The sequence below is a fragment of the Streptomyces sp. NPDC088762 genome (genome assembly GCF_044750905.1).
Lineage (GTDB): Bacteria > Actinomycetota > Actinomycetes > Streptomycetales > Streptomycetaceae > Streptomyces.
Genome location: NZ_JBIVKT010000019.1, coordinates 95,111 through 114,286 on the forward strand (window position 1 = coordinate 95,111; position 19,176 = coordinate 114,286).

The 19,176-nt window shown below is 72.3% G+C and carries 20 protein-coding genes; 8 read left to right on the forward strand and 12 right to left on the reverse strand.

The features are described from left to right. Positions 1-82 precede the first annotated feature (82 nt). Genes ACIP5M_RS31260 through ACIP5M_RS31275 form a run of 4 tightly spaced genes read right to left on the reverse strand, consistent with a single transcriptional unit; the run spans position 83 to position 5,382 of the window. Entirely contained in the window at positions 83-1,543 is a 1,461-nt protein-coding gene (locus ACIP5M_RS31260; RefSeq protein ID WP_401202967.1) for an O-antigen ligase family protein, read from the reverse strand. After that, on the reverse strand, positions 1,543-3,069 hold the full coding sequence (locus ACIP5M_RS31265; RefSeq protein ID WP_401202970.1) for an exopolysaccharide biosynthesis polyprenyl glycosylphosphotransferase: 1,527 nt from the start codon (positions 3,067-3,069) through the stop codon (positions 1,543-1,545). The genes ACIP5M_RS31260 and ACIP5M_RS31265 overlap by 1 nt, the downstream gene beginning before the upstream one ends. After that, positions 3,066-4,262 (reverse strand): glycosyltransferase, encoded by a 1,197-nt coding sequence (locus tag ACIP5M_RS31270; RefSeq protein ID WP_401202972.1) that lies wholly within the window; start codon positions 4,260-4,262, stop codon positions 3,066-3,068. The genes ACIP5M_RS31265 and ACIP5M_RS31270 overlap by 4 nt, the downstream gene beginning before the upstream one ends. Positions 4,263-4,281: 19 nt before the next feature. After that, positions 4,282-5,382: a DUF3344 domain-containing protein gene (locus ACIP5M_RS31275; RefSeq protein ID WP_401202975.1), complete on the reverse strand. Its 1,101-nt coding sequence runs from the start codon at positions 5,380-5,382 to the stop codon at positions 4,282-4,284. Between the two features lie 174 nt (positions 5,383-5,556). Here ACIP5M_RS31275 and ACIP5M_RS31280 point away from each other — a divergent pair, with 174 nt between their 5' ends. The 5 genes from ACIP5M_RS31280 to ACIP5M_RS31300 all read left to right on the forward strand — a co-directional run bounded on the left by ACIP5M_RS31280 (position 5,557) and on the right by ACIP5M_RS31300 (position 8,666). After that, positions 5,557-5,799, forward strand: a complete 243-nt coding sequence (locus tag ACIP5M_RS31280) for a chaplin (protein ID WP_401202977.1) — start codon at positions 5,557-5,559, stop codon at positions 5,797-5,799. Between the two features lie 118 nt (positions 5,800-5,917). Beyond that, complete coding sequence (locus ACIP5M_RS31285) at positions 5,918-6,328, forward strand: rodlin (protein WP_401202978.1); 411 nt, start codon at positions 5,918-5,920, stop codon at positions 6,326-6,328. 240 nt (positions 6,329-6,568) lie between these two features. Further along, a complete protein-coding gene (locus ACIP5M_RS31290; protein WP_401202982.1) occupies positions 6,569-6,802 on the forward strand; it encodes a chaplin in 234 nt (77 codons plus the stop codon). Positions 6,803-6,923: 121 nt separating this feature from the next. After that, the gene (locus tag ACIP5M_RS31295) at positions 6,924-8,123 is read left to right on the forward strand and encodes a chaplin (RefSeq protein ID WP_401202984.1); all 1,200 of its coding nucleotides are present in this window, start codon (positions 6,924-6,926) and stop codon (positions 8,121-8,123) included. Positions 8,124-8,315: 192 nt separating this feature from the next. After that, positions 8,316-8,666, forward strand: a complete 351-nt coding sequence (locus ACIP5M_RS31300; RefSeq protein WP_401202986.1) for a hypothetical protein — start codon at positions 8,316-8,318, stop codon at positions 8,664-8,666. A gap of 86 nt (positions 8,667-8,752) precedes the next feature. On the opposite strand, the gene ACIP5M_RS31305 is transcribed toward ACIP5M_RS31300, so the two are convergent. Both ACIP5M_RS31305 and ACIP5M_RS31310 read right to left on the reverse strand, forming a co-directional pair. Then, positions 8,753-8,992 carry a chaplin gene (locus ACIP5M_RS31305; RefSeq protein ID WP_401202989.1) on the reverse strand — a complete coding sequence of 80 codons (240 nt, stop codon included), beginning with the start codon at positions 8,990-8,992 and terminating at the stop codon, positions 8,753-8,755. A 145-nt stretch (positions 8,993-9,137) separates the two neighbouring features. Next, entirely contained in the window at positions 9,138-9,590 is a 453-nt protein-coding gene (locus ACIP5M_RS31310) for a hypothetical protein (protein WP_401202991.1), read from the reverse strand. 269 nt (positions 9,591-9,859) lie between these two features. Here ACIP5M_RS31310 and ACIP5M_RS31315 point away from each other — a divergent pair, with 269 nt between their 5' ends. Beyond that, entirely contained in the window at positions 9,860-10,270 is a 411-nt protein-coding gene (locus ACIP5M_RS31315) for a rodlin (protein ID WP_401202994.1), read from the forward strand. Between the two features lie 97 nt (positions 10,271-10,367). Here ACIP5M_RS31315 and ACIP5M_RS31320 read toward each other — a convergent pair whose 3' ends face one another. After that, positions 10,368-11,009, reverse strand: coding sequence for a vitamin K epoxide reductase family protein (locus tag ACIP5M_RS31320; RefSeq protein WP_401202995.1), 642 nt, complete (start codon positions 11,007-11,009; stop codon positions 10,368-10,370). A gap of 192 nt (positions 11,010-11,201) precedes the next feature. Between ACIP5M_RS31320 and ACIP5M_RS31325 the strand changes: the two genes are divergently transcribed. Beyond that, complete coding sequence (locus ACIP5M_RS31325) at positions 11,202-11,975, forward strand: DUF6227 family protein (RefSeq protein WP_401202998.1); 774 nt, start codon at positions 11,202-11,204, stop codon at positions 11,973-11,975. A gap of 58 nt (positions 11,976-12,033) precedes the next feature. On the opposite strand, the gene pfkB is transcribed toward ACIP5M_RS31325, so the two are convergent. The 3 genes from pfkB to ACIP5M_RS31340 form a co-directional block, all read right to left on the reverse strand. Then, positions 12,034-13,005, reverse strand: coding sequence for a 1-phosphofructokinase (gene pfkB / locus ACIP5M_RS31330; protein WP_401203001.1), 972 nt, complete (start codon positions 13,003-13,005; stop codon positions 12,034-12,036). Further along, on the reverse strand, positions 13,002-13,763 hold the full coding sequence (locus ACIP5M_RS31335; RefSeq protein WP_401203003.1) for a DeoR/GlpR family DNA-binding transcription regulator: 762 nt from the start codon (positions 13,761-13,763) through the stop codon (positions 13,002-13,004). The genes pfkB and ACIP5M_RS31335 overlap by 4 nt, the downstream gene beginning before the upstream one ends. Positions 13,764-13,898: 135 nt before the next feature. Then, complete coding sequence (locus tag ACIP5M_RS31340; RefSeq protein WP_401203005.1) at positions 13,899-15,473, reverse strand: MFS transporter; 1,575 nt, start codon at positions 15,471-15,473, stop codon at positions 13,899-13,901. A gap of 62 nt (positions 15,474-15,535) precedes the next feature. On the opposite strand from ACIP5M_RS31340, the gene ACIP5M_RS31345 reads away from it, so the two are divergent. Beyond that, entirely contained in the window at positions 15,536-16,474 is a 939-nt protein-coding gene (locus ACIP5M_RS31345) for a helix-turn-helix transcriptional regulator (RefSeq protein ID WP_401203008.1), read from the forward strand. Positions 16,475-16,920: 446 nt separating this feature from the next. Here ACIP5M_RS31345 and ACIP5M_RS31350 read toward each other — a convergent pair whose 3' ends face one another. Next, on the reverse strand, positions 16,921-17,898 hold the full coding sequence (locus tag ACIP5M_RS31350; RefSeq protein ID WP_401203010.1) for an RNA polymerase sigma factor RpoD/SigA: 978 nt from the start codon (positions 17,896-17,898) through the stop codon (positions 16,921-16,923). Between the two features lie 389 nt (positions 17,899-18,287). Continuing rightward, positions 18,288-19,100 carry a dioxygenase gene (locus tag ACIP5M_RS31355; protein WP_401203013.1) on the reverse strand — a complete coding sequence of 271 codons (813 nt, stop codon included), beginning with the start codon at positions 19,098-19,100 and terminating at the stop codon, positions 18,288-18,290. Positions 19,101-19,176 lie beyond the last annotated feature (76 nt).

A 19,176-nucleotide genomic window follows, 5' to 3' on the forward strand; every position in this document is an offset into this window, starting at 1 on the left:
GTGTCGGCGGGGCCGCCCGGTACGCGGGCGGGGCCCGCCCCGGCCGGAGGGCCGGAGGCGGGCCGCCAGGGCGTGGTGTCCGTCACCGGCCGCTCGAACCCTCAGGGACCGCGCCCCGTACGCCCGCGCCGAAGCGGTCCCCGTACCCGGCCGGCATGCCAGCGCCGGCGCCGGAGGCGGCCCGTACGGCCGTGCCGGTGCCGACCGCGTCGGCCGGGGAGGGGAGGGCCCACCAGGCCGCCAGGCCGATGATCACCCCGGTCAGGACGGTGGACGGGCCGCCGATGTCCGCGTAGAGGAAGTCGGTGAGCTGCCACACGAACAGGCCGGTCGCCACCAGCCCGCAGTCCCTGACCGAACCGGCCGCGCCGGCGCCGCCGGACGACGCGTACCGGCGCAGCCCCGCCACCAGCAGCGCCGCCCAGCCGCCCGCGAGCGCGGTCAGCCCGATCAGCCCCTGCTCGCTGAGGATCAGCAGGTACATGTTGTGCGGGGAGAGCAGCGGCTGGCGGACGTACGCCTGCCCCGCGCCCGCGGTGTCGCTGCCGGAGGAGAGACCCAGCGAGGAGTGCCCGTCGCGGTGGGCCGGGAAGCCCTTGAGCCCGACCCCGGCCGCGGGCCGCTCGCGCCACATCGACTCGGCGGCGGCCCACATGGTGTAGCGGTCGGTCACCGACTGGTCGGGGGCGCTGGAGACCTGCGTGATGGAGGTCAGCCGCTCCGCGACCATGTCGGAGCCGACGCCCAGCCCGCCCACCAGGACCACCCCGGCGGCGGTGAGCGCGAGGAGGACCTTCAGCGCCCGCCGGATCCCGGCCATGGCCATCACCAGCACCGCCGCGCCGAGGGTGGCGATCCAGGACCCCCGGCTGAAGGACAGGACCAGCGGCAGCACCAGCGCCAGCGCCGAGACCCCGGCGATCCGCCGGACCCGCTGCGGCAGCCCCGGCGCCAGTGCGACGGCTGTGGCGACCACCAGCCCGTACGCCACCACCGTGGCCATGCCCATGACGTCACCGGGGCCGAAGGTGCCCACGGCCCGGATGTCCTCGCCCTGGTACGAGGCCCCGGTGTGGGTCACGAACTGCACGACCCCGACCGCACCCTGCACCAGCGCCAGCACCACGAAGCACCAGGCGGCGATCCGGAACTCCGCCGCGTCGCGCACCAGCAGCACCACCGCCGCCGGGACCAGAACGAAGACCTGGAGGTAGCGCACGAAGCCCGGCAGGGCGGCGTACGGATCCCCCGCGGTCATCGTCGCGACGGCGAGCCCGACGGCGGGCAGCCCGAGCACGAGCACGCCCAGCGGCGTCAGCTCCCGCACGCGGCCGCGCAGCGCCTGCACCGCGCAGACGAACACCAGCGCCAGCGAGGCCGCGTCGGCCGGGCCGACCTTCCCGGAGGCGGTGGCGTCCCCGGCCGGGAGCGGGGCGAGCAGGAAGAGCACGGTCGCGGCGAGCGGCAGCAGCGGCCAGTGGTCGCGCAGCAGCCCCGGCACATCGGGGCGCCGGGCCCGGGTCACGGATACGGCAAGGCTCATCAGCTGCCCCCCAGCCGGAAGCGGAAGAAGGAGGCCGCGGTGCGGGCGAGGATCCACAGGTCCTGCCACAGCGACCAGGTGTCGATGTAGTGGTTGTCGAAGCGGGCCCGGTCCTCGATGGAGGTGTCCCCGCGCAGCCCGTTGATCTGGGCGAGGCCGGTGATGCCGACGGGCATCCGGTGCCGGGCCTCGTACCCGGGGTGGACGGTGGTGAACTTGGCGACGAAGAAGGGCCGTTCGGGCCGCGGGCCGACCAGGCTCATGTCACCCCGTACGACGTTCCACAGCTGCGGCAGCTCGTCCAGCGAGGACTTGCGCAGGAAGGAGCCGACCCGGCTCATCCCGCGGTCCCCGGCGACCGTCCAACGGGTCGCGGACTCGTGCTCGTCGGCGCGCAGCGTACGGAACTTCAGCAGCGTGAAGGGTCGCCCGTACAGGCCGACCCGCTCCTGCCGGAAGATCACCCCGGGGCCGTCGCAGAACCGTACGGCGAGCGCGCACGCGGCCATCACGGGAGCGGCGGCGACCAGGGCGACGAGCGCGAGCACGGCGTCGAGGCCGCGCTTGGCCCAGCGTTCGAGGGGCCGCGCCGGGCGGGGCAGCAGCGGCTGGACGGCGTAGCCCCACAGCTGGTCGGCGGGGTGCGCCACCCGCATGCCGGTGACCTTGGCGGTGCCGGCCGGGTCGGCGAGCCAGAGCCGGCAGCCGTGGTCGTGGAAGAGCCGGACCAGGGAGGCGGTGCGTTCGTCGGCTTCGGGCGGGCGGGTGAAGACGGCGTGGCGCACGGAGTTCTGGATGACCGCCCGCCGGATGTCCTCGTGGGTGGCGAGCACCGGCATGACGCCGCTGTCGGCGCCTTCGGCCGCGGCGGTGTCGGCGAGCCCGACGGGGCGCAGCCCGTACTCGGGGCGGCCGTGCAGGGCGGCGGCGACCGCGGCCGCCCCGGTGCCGGGTCCGACGACGAGGGCGGAGGCGGGCCTGCGGACGGTGGCGCGCCGGTGGAGCCGGTTGACGGACCCGCGTCCCGCGCAGGCCAGTACGGCCTGCAGGCACACGGCGGTGAGCAGCACGCTCCAGCCCAGGGCCCGGCCCGGGTCCACCGCGGCCACGACCGCGCCGGTCCCGCACCACAGGACGGCGGCCCGTCCGGCCAGCGCGGGCAGTTCGAGCAGGGCCGAGGGCGCCAGCCGCGGCCGGTACAGCCCGGCCTGCGCGTGCAGGGCGGCGAGCAGGAGGGCGAGGGGCACGGCGGCGAGCAGCGGCATGGCCCCTGCGGGCAGGGCCGTCGCGGTGAGTACGGCGGCCAGCGCGTCGGCGGTGAGCAGCGGGAGCACACCGTCCCTGCGGCGGACCCGCCGCACGCGTGCGGCGGGGCGGGCCTGTTCGGCCCTGGGTCCGCGCGGAGGGTGGATGGCGGTCGCGGAACGGCGGGCTCCGCTGAGTGGCGCGGGCGCGAAGGCGCTGCCGCCGGCGGGCCCCGTGCCGCCCTGCGCGGTGGGCCGGGCGGGTGCGCTGTCCATCGTCATCGGCTGATGCGCTCCTGGTTCATGGGCCGGGGCCTGCCCAGCAGTTCGTGGTACAGGCCGGTGACCGCGTCCGTGGTCCGCCGCACGTCGAAGTCGGTCCGGGCGTGTTGCCGGGCCTGCTCCCCGAGTTCGGCGAGCAGCCGCGGTTCGGCGAGCAGCCGTCCCAGGGCCTTGGCCAGCGCCGTCGGGTCCTCCGGCGGTACCAGGCACAGCCGTCCCTGGCCGGGCGGCAGGCTCTCCCGCGCACCGCTGACGTCGGAGACCAGGACCGGGCGACCGCAGGCCATGGCTTCGAGCGGGGCGAGCGCCATGCCTTCCCACCGCGACGGCAGTACAACGAGATCGGCGGCCCGAAGCCACGGTCGGATGTCGGATGCGGCGCCCGCGAAGAACACGCTCGTGCCGGACAGCGCCGCGGTTCGGCGCAGCCGCTCGGTGTCGGGGCCGTCGCCGACGAGGACCAGACGGGCGTCGGGGACGGTGCCCAGCACCTCCGGCCAGGCCCGCAGCAGGATGTCCTGCCCCTTCTGGAGGCAGATGCGGCCCACGCAGACGGCGAGCGGTCCGTCGCCCCGGAAGGCTTCGGGCAGCGGCAGTTCGGCTCGCGCGCGGGCTTTGTCCTGGCCGGGGCCGGGGGCTCCCGGCCCGAAGTGGTCGAGGTCGACGCCGTTGCGGATCACCGACCAGCGGGCGGCGATCCCCTCGGACTCACCGGCGCGGCGCTCGGCCTCGCTGACGCAGAGCACCCGGTCGGCCCACCGCGCGCCGTACCTCTCCCAGCGCAGTGCGAGTGCGGCGGTGGCTCCGCCGACGGCGTCGAAGGACCAGGCGTGGGGCTGGAAGACGGTGGGTACGCGGCCGCGGGCGGCGAGCCGGCCGGCCAGTCCGGCCTTGGCGCTGTGGGCGTGCAGGAGGTCGGGGCCGACCCGGCGGAGCAGTTTCCGGGCACCCATCACCTCGGCGGGAAGTCCGGGCCCGGGGGCCCGTCCGGCACGCCAGGTGAGCACCTCGGCGCCCGCTTCCCGGGCGGCGGCGGCGAGCATGCCGCCGGCCGGGCAGCCGACGACGGGGCGCAGGCCCGCCGCGGCCTGTGCGCGGACGAGGTCGAGGACGACGCGTGCGACACCGCCCTCGACGGGCTGGGTGAGATGGAGGACGGTCGTGGGCTGTGCGGCCCCATGCTGTGTGGGCACGAGCAGTGGTCTCCTGCGTTCAGCGGCGCGCGTCTGTCTGAACGAAGAGCACACCGAGGAAATGACCCTGACCTTCACCCGTGAACCTGAAACTCAGACTGCGGGCGCCACCGGACAGGGCCGGACTCAGGTCGTACACGTCCGCGTCATATCCGAGATTATTCATATAATCCGGCTGCCGTACGGACGTTTGATGCCCGAATTCCGTGATGGTGGAATTCATAACATCATTAAAAGGATTTTCTGCATCGCTGAGACTGACCCGGCGGCCACTGTCGGCCGTCACCGTGAGTGAGTCACCGAGGGTGCCCCGGTCCCCGTCATAGGCGACGACACCGACCTTCCCCGCCGACCCGGCCGGTGCGTCCAGGCCCTCCAACTCGACCAGGGCGTCCCCGGCGCCCGGGCGGCCGGCGAGCCCCTCGAAGCCGTCCCACACGGAGATCCGGCGCACCGGCTCCTGCGGGTGTTCGTAGGCGACGACCAGGGTCCAGCCGCCCCAGGCCCCCACCTCGGAGTGGCCCATGGCGATGTTCAGCTGGGACACCGTCCACATCCCCGCGCCGCCCTTGCGCACCAGCGGGGTCACATCGGCCGAGGCCTGGTAGGCGTCGCTGCCCGCGTCCGAGCGGTGGCCCATCACCGTGTCGGCGATGACCTCCTTGTACGAGCCGCCCGGCTCGGCGACCAGCACCCGGCCGTTGTCCTCGGGCGGCTTCTGCTCGCCCACCCGCAGGTTCCCGCCCCAGTAGAGCCGGGCGTAGGAGACCTTCGCGCCCTGCGGGACCTTGAGCTCGGCCCGGGTGGAGTTGTAGGTGTCCGGATCCTTGTCGACCTCGCTGTAGAACATCTCGAAGTCGCTGTTCACCCCGGCCGCACCCCGCTTCACGTCGGCGCACGGCTCCGCCTGCGGCGACTCCTCCCGGCGGCAGCTGATCCCGGAGTTGGAGGCGCGCACCAGCCCGCCGTGCTGCACGGCCTGGTAACGCTGGGTGAACGGAAGGCGGGGCAATTCCTTGGGAGCCGGGGCTGCGGCCGCCGCCGGAACGTTCCCGGAAAGTGCGAGGCAGGACAGCAGACCGAGCGTGCCGAGGATTCTGCGGGAGGAACCCATGCCCATGACCCTGTCTCCATTTTCGATCAAGGGGACAAAACAGGAGTGAACTTTGTCAGAAATCGGGCTGGAAATCACGTCGGACTCGCTCGTACGGCCTTTTGGGCGATGACACGCACCCTCGAAGCGGGCGAGTCGTTAAGAGGTGCACCATTGTTCGAAGCGAAAGGAAAAACGGAGATGAAGAAGATGCTGGCACGCAGCACCGCCCTGGCCGTCGCGGGCGCCGCCCTGCTGCTCGGCGGCGCGGGCGTCGCCTCCGCGGACGCATCGGCGCACGGCGTCGCGGCCGGGTCCCCCGGCGTCCTGAGCGGCAACGTGGTCCAGGTGCCGATCCACATCCCGATCAACGTGTGCGGCAACTCCGTGAACATCATCGGGATCCTGAACCCCGCGTTCGGCAACACCTGCGTGAACGCCTGAGCGTCAACCACGCCGTACGAAACGGCGGCATCCGGGTGAAGTCACGCAACCGGAACCGGTGGCGAGGCGTTGATCCGGGTGCTCCAGCACCGGGCAATCCTGCAAAAAAGGGACGACAATGATCAAGAAGATGATGGCAACGGCAGCGGTTGCGGCCTCGGTCGTGGGCATGGGCGCCGCGATGGCTCCGCAGGCGATGGCCATCGGGAACGACGAGGGCATCAAGACGGTCAACGGCAACGGCGCCGCGCAGATCTACGGCAACCAGGCCACCTACGGCAACATGAGCCCCCAGATGGCGCTGATCCAGGGCTCCTTCAACAAGCCCTGCATCGCCCTGCCCGCCAAGGCCAACGTGCAGTCTCTGCTCGCCCTGGTCAACGTCGGTGTCCAGGACATCCCGGTCCTGTCGAACCCGCAGAACCAGCAGTGCGTCGAGAACTCCACCCAGGCCAAGGGTGACGAGCCGCTCTCGCACATCCTCGACAACATCCCGGTCCTCTCCGGCAACGTGTCCCAGGGCAGCTGACCCGAGGCCCGCGCCAGCGAGGCCGTCGCGCACCTCCGGGTCGCGGCGGCCTCGCCGCGTTCAAGGCCCGACCGCGGCCTTTCTCATGGCGAATCAAATGCGCCGGACACCACCTCGAATTCGCACAGAGCGTTGGGGTGAATTACCGGCCGACCGCCGAAAAAGTGCGGTTTCTTTTTACCCGGCCACTCGTTGTTGTTTCTGCAGTGGATACGCCTCTGCGGGAAGGAAAGAATTCAAATGACGTACAAGAAGGCAGTGGTTCTGGCCGCCGGTGTTCTGATGGCCGCCGGTGCCGCCGCCCCCGCCATGGCCGACTCCGAGGCCGTGGGCACCGCCGCCGGCTCCCCCGGTGTCATCTCGGGCAACCTGATCCAGGTCCCGGTCCACGTGCCGATCAACGTGTGCGGCAACACCGTGAACATCATCGCGCTGCTGAACCCCGCGTTCGGCAACGTCTGCATCAACCACTGACGCAGCGCTTGCGCCCGCAAGGGCAGACCTCCTCGGGGTGGCCTCGGAGTGCACGGCGGTGCACTTCGGGGCCACCTTCGATTCAGCACCGGCGTCCGTGCCGGTAGACAGGGAAGGACCCATGCGACAGGTACTGAGCCGACAGGTACTGGGCAAGGGGATGCTCACGGCGGCGGCCGCTTCGAGCCTGCTCTCGATCGCGGCCGGCGCGGCCTACGCACACCCCGGAGCGACGGCCGAGGCCTCGCATTCGCCGGGTGTGCTGGCAGGCAACAGCGTCTCGGTACCGGTCACCTTCGCGCCGAACGTGTGCGGGAACAGTGTGGACGGCGGTGCGGCGCTCAACCCCGCGATGGGGAACACGTGCGCCACGTCGACCGGTTCGCACACCGACGACGGCTACGACTACGGGCGCTACCTCAGCCCCGAGAACGCCGAGGCCTTCGAGCGCTACCTGCAGGAGCGCGAGGGGCACCACGCGGTGCCGGAGCAGCGCCGGGAGGAACCGCACCCCCAGGGCGGCTACGACGGCCCCGGTGAAGGGCAGCACGACGAGCAGCCCCGGGAACACCAGCACGAGCAGCAGCACGAGCAGCCGGCGGAACAGCCCCGCGAGGAACCGCACCACCAGGGCGGCGCGCACCACGAAGACGGCGCGGACCACCAGGGCGGCGCGGACCACCAGGGCGGCGCGCACCACGAGGACGGTGCGCACCACGAAGGCGGCGCGGACCACCAGGGCGGCTACGGCGGTCCGGGCGAGGAGCGGCACGAGGAGCAGGGCGGGGAGGAGTGCGACGACCACCCCGCGGCCACGCCGCCGGCGCAGCACGCGCCCCCCGCGCCGGAACGCCCGATGCCGGAGCCCCGCCCGGCCCCGGTCCCCGTCGAGGAGGCGCCCGCGCCGCCCGGGGAGGAGCAGCCCGTCCCCGCGCCGGTCGAGGAGGCGCCCGTAACGCTGCCGGCGCCGGCGCCCGCACCGGAGGCTCCCCCCGTCTGGGAGGACGCTCCCGTCCGGCCCCCGCACGGGAGCCAGCCCGTGGAACACCCGGCCCCGGCGCCGGCCGACCAGCCCCCGGCCGCCCCCGCCGGTGACCTCCCCGTCCACCTGCCCGCGGCGCCCGCCCCGGCGCCGGCTCCGGCACCCGCACCGGCTCCCGCGCCCGTCCCGGCGCAGCAGCCCGAGGCCCCCGCGCCGGCGCACGTGAGCGCGCCCATGCTGGCCGAGACGGGTGCGGGCCAGCCCGCGGCCGCGGCAGCCCTCGCCACGGCCCTGATCCTGGGCGGCGCGATTCTTTACCGGCGGTCGCGTATCGCCTGACCGGCCTTACCGGTAATCAGAAGAAATATCGGCCGGAGAATCCCTTGTCGGATTCTCCGGCCGCTGTCATGCCCGCGTTCCCCGTCACCCCCGAGCGCGTTTCCGTATCGGGAGGGAATCGTTAGCAGTGCGAAAGCGGCGCGACGGTCGCCGCTGACCCTCTGTCCACGAAATAGAAGAGGATTTCTGACAATGAAGCTCAAGAAGGTCGCCGCTGTCGTCGCCGGATCCGTCGCCGCCCTCGGCGCCTCGGCTCCCGCCTTCGCGGCCGAGGCCCAGCCCCCGATGCCGCCCATGAGCCTGACCAGCGGGGTGACGGAGACCCTGGACTCCCTGGTCCCGGTCACCGACCAGCTCCCGCAGACCGTGGGCGCCGGGCTGGCCGAGCAGGGCGAGGGCATCAACAAGGTCGTCGGCACCGTCCAGAAGGTCAACAAGGTCCGCAACGACGTACCCGGTCACGTGCTGGGTCTCGCGAACGGCGCCACCCAGTCGTCCCCGATGCTCGGCGGTGTGCACCTCAACGGCGGCGGCAACGGCTGAGCCGGTCCCTCGCGGAGGGACACCCGGACAAGACAGTGGGCGCCACCGGCGAGGCCGGGGCGCCCACTGTCGCGTGTGCCGCGTCGTCAGTCGTTGACGCAGACGTTGCCGAACGCGGGGTTCAGCAGCGCGATGATGTTCACGGTGTTGCCGCACACGTTGACGGGGATGTGGACCGGGACCTGGACCAGGTTGCCGGAGATGACACCGGGGGAACCCACGGCCGCACCCTCGGCCGTCGAGTCGGCGACGGCGGAGCCGGCGGCGCCGGCCGCGGCGAGACCGGCGGTGGCCAGAACCAGGGCGGCCTTCTTGGCAGAGTTCATGGGAAGTGCACCTTCTGTTCGATGTCCTGCCCCGATGCGGGGCTCACACCGAGCGAAACGGCCCAGCGTCCCCTGACGACACGGGTTGGTCCGCGATCCGACCTGTTCAGCTCAATCGCCGTAACCGCGGTACCACCCGGTGCCGTTACGAAGAGCCTCTCTGTGCGTCCTGGAGGCCGGGGACCTCGAAGTCCGGGATCTCGACGTCCGGGATCTCGGGGATCTCCGGCACCAGTTCCACCGGCGCCGCCGGATCGGGCAGCGTGGGCGGTACGAGCGGCGGCAGCTTCGGGAGCTCCACGCCGGGGATCTTCGGGAGTTCCACTCCCGGGATCTCCGGCAGCTTGATCTCGGGAAGCTTGATCTCCGGGATGTTGATCGGCGGCAGGCTGATGCCCGGCGGCAGCAGCGCCTTGATCTGGTCCAGGATGCTCTTGATGAGGTCGTCGACCGGACCGGCGGCCGCGGCCGCCTTGGCGGGCGCCGCACGCGATCCGTCGTCGAGGGCGCTCGCGGGGGCCGCCGCGCCGGTCAGTATGGCGACGGCGAGAGCCGAGGGGACAAGGAGGCGGGCGCGGGACGGCTTCGTGCGGTGCATGGGGGTTCCTTACGCGTGGGGACACACGGCGGACCCGGGCGGTCCGCTCCTTACTCACCGTGCGAACACCTCGCACGGACCGCAACCGGATCTTGAGCCGTTGCGGGCTGCGTACGGGCTTCGCGCAGGCGTCCGGAGGGCGCTCACCCGGGCCGGGGAAAACCTCGTGCCCCGCAGGCCGTTTGAGTGAAGCAGCGGAACCAACCCCCTGATCGGGCAGTTGACCAGGGCGCTCCATTGGCGGGCACTCGTGCGACAAAAGGATCAAGATGTTCAAGAAGTTCATGACCGCCGCCGCGGTCTCCGCCGTTGCGGTCGGTGCGGGCGCTGCTGCTGCGGCCCCGGCCATGGCCATCGGGAACGACAACGGCGTCACCACCGTCAACGGCAACGGTTCCCAGCAGATCTACGGCAACCAGAAGACCCACGGCGAGATGAGCCCGCAGCTCGGCCTGGTCCAGGGCACCCTCAACAAGCCCTGCATCGGCCTGCCGGCCAAGGTCAACGCCCAGTCGCTGGTCGCCCTGCTCAACATCGGTGTCCAGGACATCCCGATCGCGTCCAACCCGCAGAACCAGCAGTGCGCCGAGAACTCCACCCAGGCGAAGGGTGACGAGACGCTCTCGCACATCCTCAGCAACATCCCGGTCCTGTCGGGCAACGTCTCGGCCGGCAGCTGACGTTCCGCTCCCCTGCGGGGAGCGAGGTGACGAGGGCCCCGGCAGCGTCCAGCTGCCGGGGCCCTCGCACGTGCCGCGCCGTCGGCGCCGTCCGCGCTCACCCGGTCCAGAAGTCCCACCACCGGGTCAGGACGAGCATGCCGATCACCCCGATGTGCAGGGCGGGCGGGGCCCAGCCGAACTCGGTGAAGAAGCCCCGTACCGGGCCGGGAGCGGGCAGGACGCCCGTACGGACGTTGTACGCGGTGACCGCCCAGAACATCAGCAGGGTGGCCACCCAGGCCAGGCAGCACCACAGGCAGAGCGCGTTGATCTCGTACAGCGACTGCACCATCAGCCAGCTGCAGAATCCGACGCCGAAGACGGTGCCGGCGTTCAGACCCAGCCAGAACCAGCCCCGGTAGCGGGCGCCGGCCAGCAGGCCGGCGCCGACGCACACTACGACGGCGTACGCGACCAGCCCGAGCATGGGGTTGGGGAAGCCGAAGGCCGCCGCCTGCTCGCTCTGCATCACGCTGCCGCAGGAGACGACCGGGTTGAGACTGCAGGCGGGCTTGAAGTCCGGGTCCTCCAGCAGGAGGAACTTGTCCAGGGTGATCACCCAGGAGGCCAGCACCCCGGCCGCCCCGGTGAGGACCAGGAGCCAGGCCAACCCCCGGGGCACCGCTTCCTGTTCGCTCTGGTGTCGACTGCCGGGCCGTCCCTGCTGGCGGGGGACGCCCACTGTGTTCGTTGCCATGCGGCCCATGGTCCCGCGCTCCCCCACGGAGCGGACCTGACCATGCCCATTCGTACGCAAGTTGACCTGAAGGGGTGGCGGGAACCCCTGATGCTTCCCGGACGTTTTACCGAACCCCGGACGTGATGTCAGAGCCAGGGGCTACGTTGAGCTTCCGCGAAGTCACAAGCTGCGACGGCCTGGAGACCCACCTTGAGCGATCCGTACGAGACAACCGAGGCGCACCTCGGCCGACTCCTCGGCCGCGCCCTGAACTCCTTCGACCTTCCGGACCGGTTGGTCGAGCGCCTCGGCACGGCGCTCGCCCACAGCTCTTCGCTCTGCACCACCCACCGGATCCCGGCGGCGGGGGTCTGGCGGGAGATCCGCCGGCACACCTACCTGCTGGCCGACGGCGGTGCGGTGTCGCTGTGGGAGCTGACGTACCGGCAGGAGGGCGACCGGACGGTACGTCACGAGGTCTTCGCGAGCAAGGCGGAGACCTGTCTGGCCGTGTCCCGGCTGTTCGGGGAGGCCGCCGCCGAGACGGTCCTGGATCCGGCGCAGCCGCTCGGCGACGACGAGGGGGACCAGGATGACGTGTCGGGGCTGAGCGCGCTGCTGGCGGCTTCGGCCTCGGTGGGGCGCCACCGGGAGTACGCGGTGGAGCAGTCCGCCGACCACGCCCGGCGGGTGCTGCGGCGCGCGGAGAACGCGGACCGGCCCGGCGAGACGGTGGCGGCGCTGCTGCGTTCGGCGTACGGCCACCAGATCACGCAGGCGTTCGGGCCGCGGCAGTGCCGGTCGGACGGGCGGGACGCCGGTTTCAGCCTGTACGAGCACGCCTTCGTCCTTCTGGACGGGCGCGAGGTCAGCCTGTGGGAGGTCGAGCACACGGCGACCCCGGACGGGCGGCACATGTGCGAGGTGTACGAGAGCGAGGAGGCCGCGCGCGAGGCGATGGAGCTCCGCGCGCGGGTCCGGTGAGAGCGCCGGTCAGGTGAGAGCGCCGGTCAGGTGACGGCGCGGGCGGGGAGACCGCCCGTCAGGCCGTACCGGCGGCCTTTCCCGGCCCGGCGGACAACAGGAGGTCCAGGGGCAGGTCCCGGGTGATACGGACCGCTTCGGGGCGCAGGTCCGAGGGGGTCGGCATGGCGCTGCCGGGGAGCTGGACCGCGGCCGCGCCGTGGGACAGGGCCGAGGCGAGGGCGTCGGGGCCGGCGCCTCCCGCGATCAGGAAGCCGGCCAGGGCCGCGTCGCCCGCCCCGACGTTGCTGCGGACCCGGTCCGGGGCGACCGGCGCCGTGCCGTAGTAGGTGCCCTCCGCGGATGCGAGGAGCTGGCCGTCCCCGCCGAGGGAGGCCAGTACGGCGCCCGCGCCCAGGGAGCGCAGCTCTTCGGCGGCCTTGACGGCGTCGCCGAGGGTGGCCAGGGGCCGGCCGACCGCTTCGGCGAGTTCCTGCGCGTTCGGCTTGATGACCTCGGGTCGGGCGCGGAGGGCGGCCGGGAGGGCCGGGCCCGAGGTGTCCAGGGCGATGCGGGCGCCGGAGGCGTGGGCGCGGTCCACGAGCTCGGCGTACCAGGCGGGGCCCAGGCCGGGCGGGAGGCTGCCGCAGCAGGCGATCCAGGCGGCGTCCCCGGCGCAGGCGCCGACCGTGTCCAGGAGGAGGGCGGTTTCCTCCCGAGTGAGTTCCGGGCCGGGGGCGTTGAGCTTGGTGAGGGTGCCGTCCGGTTCGGCGATCGAGATGTTCGAGCGGGTCCGGCCGACGATCGAGACGGCCGTGACGTCCACGCCCTCCGCGGTGAGGAGTTCCGCGAGCAGGGTGCCCGCGGCGCCGCCGAGCGGGAGGACCGCCGTCGTACGGAACCCGGCGGCGGCCACCGCGCGGGAGACGTTCACGCCCTTGCCCCCGGGGTCCACCCGTTCGCCGGTGGCGCGCAGGACCTCGCCGCGGTCCAGCGCGGGGACCTCGTAGGTCCGGTCGAGGGAGGGGTTGGGGGTGACGGTGATGATCATACGAGCACGACTTCCGTACCGGCGGCCTCGATCGCCGCCTTGTGGGCGGGGGCGAGCCCCGTGTCCGTGATGAGCAGGTCGACGTCCGCGAAGGAGCCGAAGCGGGCGAAGTGCTCCTGTCCGGCCTTGGCCGAGTCGGCGAGGAGCACGACGCGGCGGGCGGCGGCCACCGCCGCGCGCTTGACGGCCGCCTCGGCCAGATCGGGCGTGGTGAGGCCGCCTTCGGCCGTGAACCCGTTGGTCGCGAGGAAGAGGACGTCGGCGCGGATCTCGGCGTAGGCGCGCAGGGCCCAGGCGTCGACGGCCGCGCGGGTGCGGTGGCGGACGCGGCCGCCGACGAGGTGGAGGTCGATGCCGGTGTGGTCGGCGAGGCGGGCGGCGACGGGCAGCGCGTGGGTGACGACGGTGAGCGCGGTGTCGACGGGGATCGCGGCCGCGAGGCGGGCGATCGTACTGCCGGCGTCGAGGACGACGCTGCCGCCGTCGGGGAGTTCGGACAGGGCGGCGGCGGCAATACGGTTTTTCTCCCCGGCGGCGGTGGTCTCGCGCTCGGTGAGGTCCGGCTCGAAGTCGAGGCGGCCGGCCGGGATGGCCCCGCCGTGCACGCGGCGGACCAGACCGGCGCGGTCGAGGGCCTTGAGGTCGCGGCGTACGGTCTCGGCCGTCACCTGGAACCGGTCGGCGAGGGAGAGCACGTCGACCCGGCCGCCCTCATGGGCGAGGCGGAGGATCTCCTGCCGGCGCTCCGGCCCGTACATGTGGATTCGCCTCCGTTCGATGCCCGTCTCTGTTGCTTTTCCCTACCATATGCCGAAAGTGGGACCAAAACAAAGAGAAACGGACATGCCCGGCCAACGGAAGCGGGCATGTCCGTGAGGGGGAACCGAAGGACCTCAGGCCACCGGAACCTTCTCGGCGACGGGACCGCCGTGCTCGGCGCCCCCCTCGCGCTGCGCGACCGGGATGGACTTGCGCGGCAGCATGAACATCACCGAGAAGATCACGACCAGCACGGCCACGACCCACCACAGCGCGCCGCGGAAGGCGTCGACGTACGGCGCCCCGAGGACCATGTCGTCGTCGATCAGCCCGAAGAAGACGACCGCGGTCAGGCCGAGGCCGAGCGCGTTGCCCATCTGGCCGGTGGTGTTGATCAGACCGGAGGCCGATCCGGCGTGCTCGCGCGGCACCTCGGACAGCACCGTATCGGTGAGCGGGGCGACGATCAGGCCCATGCCGATGCCCATGACGACCAGCGGGGCCGCCATCTGCCAGGAGGCGATCTCCATGCCGTAGTGGCCGGACTCCCAGATGTAGAGGAGCAGACCCGCCGCCATGATCAGGGCACCCGCCTGGAGCACCTTGCGGCCGAAGCGCGGGACGAGCTTCTGGACGGACATGCCCGCGGAGGCCGAGACGGCCAGCGAGAAGGGGATGCCGGTGGTGCCGGCGCGCAGGGCGCTCCAGCCGAGGCCCATCTGCATGTACAGCGTCCAGACCAGGAAGAAGATGCCGGTCGCGATGCCGAAGGTCAGCTGGACGGCGATACCGCCGGCGAAGCTCTTGACCTTGAAGAGGGAGAGCTCGACGAGCGGGGAGCCGTCCTTCTGGATCTTGTACTTCTCGTACGCGATGAAGCCGGCGAAGACGAACGGCACGGCCGCCATCGACACGAAGCCCCACAGCGGCCAGTGGTTCTCCCGGCCGTGGGTGAGCGGGAAGATCAGCATGACCAGGCCGAGGGTGGCCAGCACGACGCCGACCAGGTCGAGGCGCAGGGCCTGGGGGGCCTTGGACTCGGTGATGAACGTGCGGCCCAGGAGCACGCCGGCGATGCCGACGGGCAGGTTGATCAGGAAGATCGGGCGCCATTCGAGGCCGAAGAGGTTCCACTCGGTGAGCAGCGCGCCGAGCATCGGGCCCGAGACGGCGCCGAGGCCGACGATCGCGCCGAACATGCCGAAGACCTTGCCGCGCTCGTGCGGCGGGAAGGTCACGTGGATGATCGCCAGCACCTGCGGGACCATCATCGCCGCCATGGCGCCCTGGAGGATGCGGGAGGCGACGAGCATGGAGGGGTTCGCCGCGATGCCGCAGAGCAGCGAGGCGGCGGTGAAGCCGGCGATGCCGATGAGGAAGAGGCGCTTGCGGCCGTAGATGTCACCGAGACGGCCACCCGTGATGAGACCGGCGGCGAAGGCGAGGGCGTAGCCGGCGGTGATCCACTGGATGGCGCTGGTGGAGGCACCGAAGTTCTGGCGCATGCTGGGTATCGCTATGTTGACGATCGTGACGTCGACCAGGTCCATGAAGGCCGCGGTCATCACGATGGCGAGCGCCAGCCAGCGGCGGCGGTCGGCCGGGGTCGCCGGTGCTTGCGGGCTGGGTGTGGCTGCGTCGGTCCGCTCTTCTTCTCGTACGGGCCCGTTCTCACTTTCGGGCGATTTCCTGGGTGTCTCGGTGGTCATGGAGAGAAACCTAGACGGGAAGTAGGTCAACACGTGTCCTATTTCGCTGGCAATCTGAGCGCATGACCGACACCCCGGCACGGCTCCTCTCCCTGCTGTCCCTCCTCCAGACCCCGCGCGAGTGGCCCGGGAGCGAGCTGGCGGAGCGGTTGCGGGTGAGCTCGCGCACCATCCGACGGGACATCGAGCGGCTGCGGGACCTCGGGTATCCGGTGGAGTCCACGCTGGGCTCGGAGGGCGGGTACCGGCTGGTGGCGGGGGCGGCCATGCCGCCGCTGCTGCTGGACGACGAGGAGGCGGTGGCGATCGCGGTGGGGCTGCGGGCGGGTGCCGGGCATGCGATCGAGGGGGTGGAGGAGGCCTCCGTACGGGCCCTGGCCAAGCTGGAGCAGGTCCTTCCGTCGCGGCTGCGGCACCGGGTGAGCGCGCTGCAGTCGGCCACGAGTGCGCTGACCCGGGGGGACGGGGCGAGCGTGGATCCGCACACGCTGACGACGATGGCTTCGGCGGTGGCGGGGCCGGAGCGGCTGCGGTTCGCCTACCGGGCGGGGGACGGGGCGCGGTCGCGGCGGCTGGTGGAGCCGTACCGGCTGGTGAGCACGGGGAGCCGGTGGTACCTGGTGGCCTTCGACCTGGAGCGGGAGGACTGGCGGACGTTCCGCGTGGACCGGGTGGCGGAGGCGTTCGCCACGGGGGCGCGGTTCGCTCCGCGGGAGCTGCCGATGGATCCGGTCGCGTTCGTACGCAGGGGGTTGCGGGGCGGGGAGACGTACGCGGTGGAGGTCAGCTTCGCGGCGGAGCCGGGGGCGCTGCCGGAGTGGCTGCGGTCCATGGCCGTGCCGGGCGACGGGGCGCGGACCCTGGTCCGCTTCGACAGCGGGGACGCGCCCGAGTGGCTGGCGGCCCGTCTCGCCCTGTCGGGCCTGTCCTTCACGGTCCACGGCCCGCCGGTCCTCGCGGCGGCGGCCCGCGAACTCGGCGCCCGCCTGACCGCGGCCTGACCTGGCCTCCTGGGGCTCCTGGGGCTCCGCCCCATGCCCCGCGCCTCGCCGCACCGCGGGCAGCGCACGCGCGGCTCAAAGCTCCGGGGCTCCGCCCCGTACCCCGCTCCTCAAACGCCGGAGGGGCTGGATTTTGCTCCTGCCGTCCGCCTGGCTCGGGCCTGGAGAGGCTGGATTTGGCACCTGCCGTCCGCCTCGTTCGGGCCTGGAGAGGCTGGATTTCGCACCTGCCGTCCGCCTGGTTCGCGGCGCATCCAGCCCCGCCGGCGTTTGAGGCGCCGCCGGGGGCAAGTACAGCCTCGCCGGCGTTTGAGGCGCGGGGTACGGGGCGGAGCCCCGGGGCGGCCGGAGGCCGCTGCGTTGGCGCCCCCGCCACTGGGGGACCCGGGTAGGGGGGAGCCCCGGCGCCTGGGGGGGGGAGGCACCGGGGCTCGTTCGGGGGCGGGTCAGGCCACGGCGTCGAAGCCCGTGTCGCGCGCCATTCGCTTCAGCTCCAGCAGCGCGTGCTTCTCGATCTGCCGGATCCGCTCCCGGGTCAGACCGTGCTGCTTGCCGACCTCCGTGAGGGTCCGCTCGCGGCCGTCGTCGATCCCGTACCGCATCTTGATGATCGACGCGGTGCGCTGGTCGAGCTTGCCGAGCAGGTCCTCCAGCTCCTCGCTGCGCAGCAGGGAGAGGACGGACTGCTCCGGGGATATCGCGGAGGTGTCCTCCAGCAGGTCGCCGAACTGCGTGTCGCCCTCGTCGTCCACCGACATGTTGAGGCTGACCGGGTCGCGCGCCCAGTCCAGTACGTCACCCACCCGCTTCTCCGTGGTGTCCAGCTCGGCGGCGATCTCGGCGTGCTCCGGGTCGCGGCCGTTCTCCCGGTTGAACTCGCGCTGGACGCGGCGGATCCGGCCGAGCTCCTCGACCAGGTGGACGGGGAGGCGGATGGTGCGGGACTGGTCCGCGATGGAGCGGGTGATCGCCTGGCGGATCCACCACGTCGCGTACGTGGAGAACTTGAAGCCCTTGGTGTAGTCGAACTTCTCGACCGCCCGGACCAGGCCGGCGTTGCCCTCCTGGATCAGGTCGAGGAGCGGCAGACCGCTGCGCGGGTAGCGGCGGGCGACGGCCACCACGAGGCGGAGGTTGGAGCGAATGAAGATTTCCTTGGCGCGCTCGCCTTCGGCGGCCACGGCCTCCAGCTCCTCGCGGGAAGGGGTCTTCCCGGACCTCTCGACCAGCCCGTCGAGGATCTGCTGGGCGTAGACGCCCGCCTCGATGATCTGGGAGAGCTCCACTTCCTTGGCGGCGTCGAGCAGCGGGGTGCGCGCGATCTCGTCCAGGTACATGCCGACCAGGTCGCGGTCTGCGATCTCCCCGCCGGCAGCGCGAGCGCTGCTCGTGGACTGACTGCGGGCGACGGCGCGGGTTGCCATGCGTGCTCCCTTGCGATGAGTTCGGTCGCGGTGCGGCTGCCGGACGCCACCGGTGATGCGGTGGGGCGTCCCCGGACACTCTCCCGAGTGCCCGCATCCGAAGGAAACAACGACTGGAATCGGGACAGAATTCCCACGTCGCCCCCTCTTTTTCGCGATCTTGCAGTATCCTGCCCCGCCGCGAGAGGGCGCAGAGTGCCGCAAGGACACGAAGAGGTGCAGGTCAGGCCCGGAACGGAGACGGCCTGGCGGCTCTCGCGGAGGCGTACGACCACGGCGTCCGAGAGACCGCCGTCACGTCCGGCACGACCGTCTTCACCCGGAACAGCGCCGCCCGGGGCTGCACTCCCACCCTGAAGACGGCCCCCACCGGCTTCTGGTTGCCTGGACTAGCCGAACTGGAGGGACCGCTTCGAGAGGCCCATCCAGAAGCCGTCCACCGTGTCCCGGCGGGCGGTGAGGTCGCCCGAGGCTTCCGCGGCGCCGAGGGTGACGAACAGCGGGGCGAAGTGTTCCGTGCGGGGGTGGGCCAAGCGGCCGGAGGGGGACTTGGCCTCGAAGTCGAGCAGGGAGTCCAGGTCGCCGGCCGCCAGGGCCTCGTGGCCCCAGGCGTCGAACTCCGCCGACCAGGCGGGGACGCCCGCGTGCCGCAGGGCGGCAAGGTTGTGGGTGAAGAAGCCGCTCCCGACGATCAGGACGCCCTCGTCGCGGAGGGGCGCCAGCTTGCGGCCGATGTCCATCAGGCGGCGCGGGTCGAGGGTGGGCATGGACATCTGGAGGACCGGTATGTCGGCCCCGGGGAACATCTCGACCAGGGGGACGTACGCGCCGTGGTCCAGGCCGCGGTCCGGGATGTCCTGGACGGGGGTGCCGGGGGCCTGGAGGAGCGCGCGGACCGAGGCGGCGAGCTGCGGGGCGCCCGGGGCCTCGTAGCGGACCCGGTAGTAGTGCTCGGGGAATCCCCAGAAGTCGTAGACGAGCGGGACCGTTTCGGTGGCGCCGAGGGCGAGCGGGGCCTCCTCCCAGTGGGCGGAGACCATCAGGATCGCCGTCGGGCGCGGAAGGCTCGCGGACCAGGCGGCCAGTTCGCCCGGCCAGACCGGGTCGTCGGCGAGCGGCGGGGCGCCGTGGCTGAGGTAGAGGGCCGGCATGCGGGCCCCGCGCGGGGTCGCGGCCGGTGAGGTGGGGGGTCCAGGGGTCATGGGGGCGCTCCTCCGTCGTGGCTGCAGGGTCGCGGTCCGCACGAAAAGACTAACCCCGCTTGGTTCAAATTTGAAC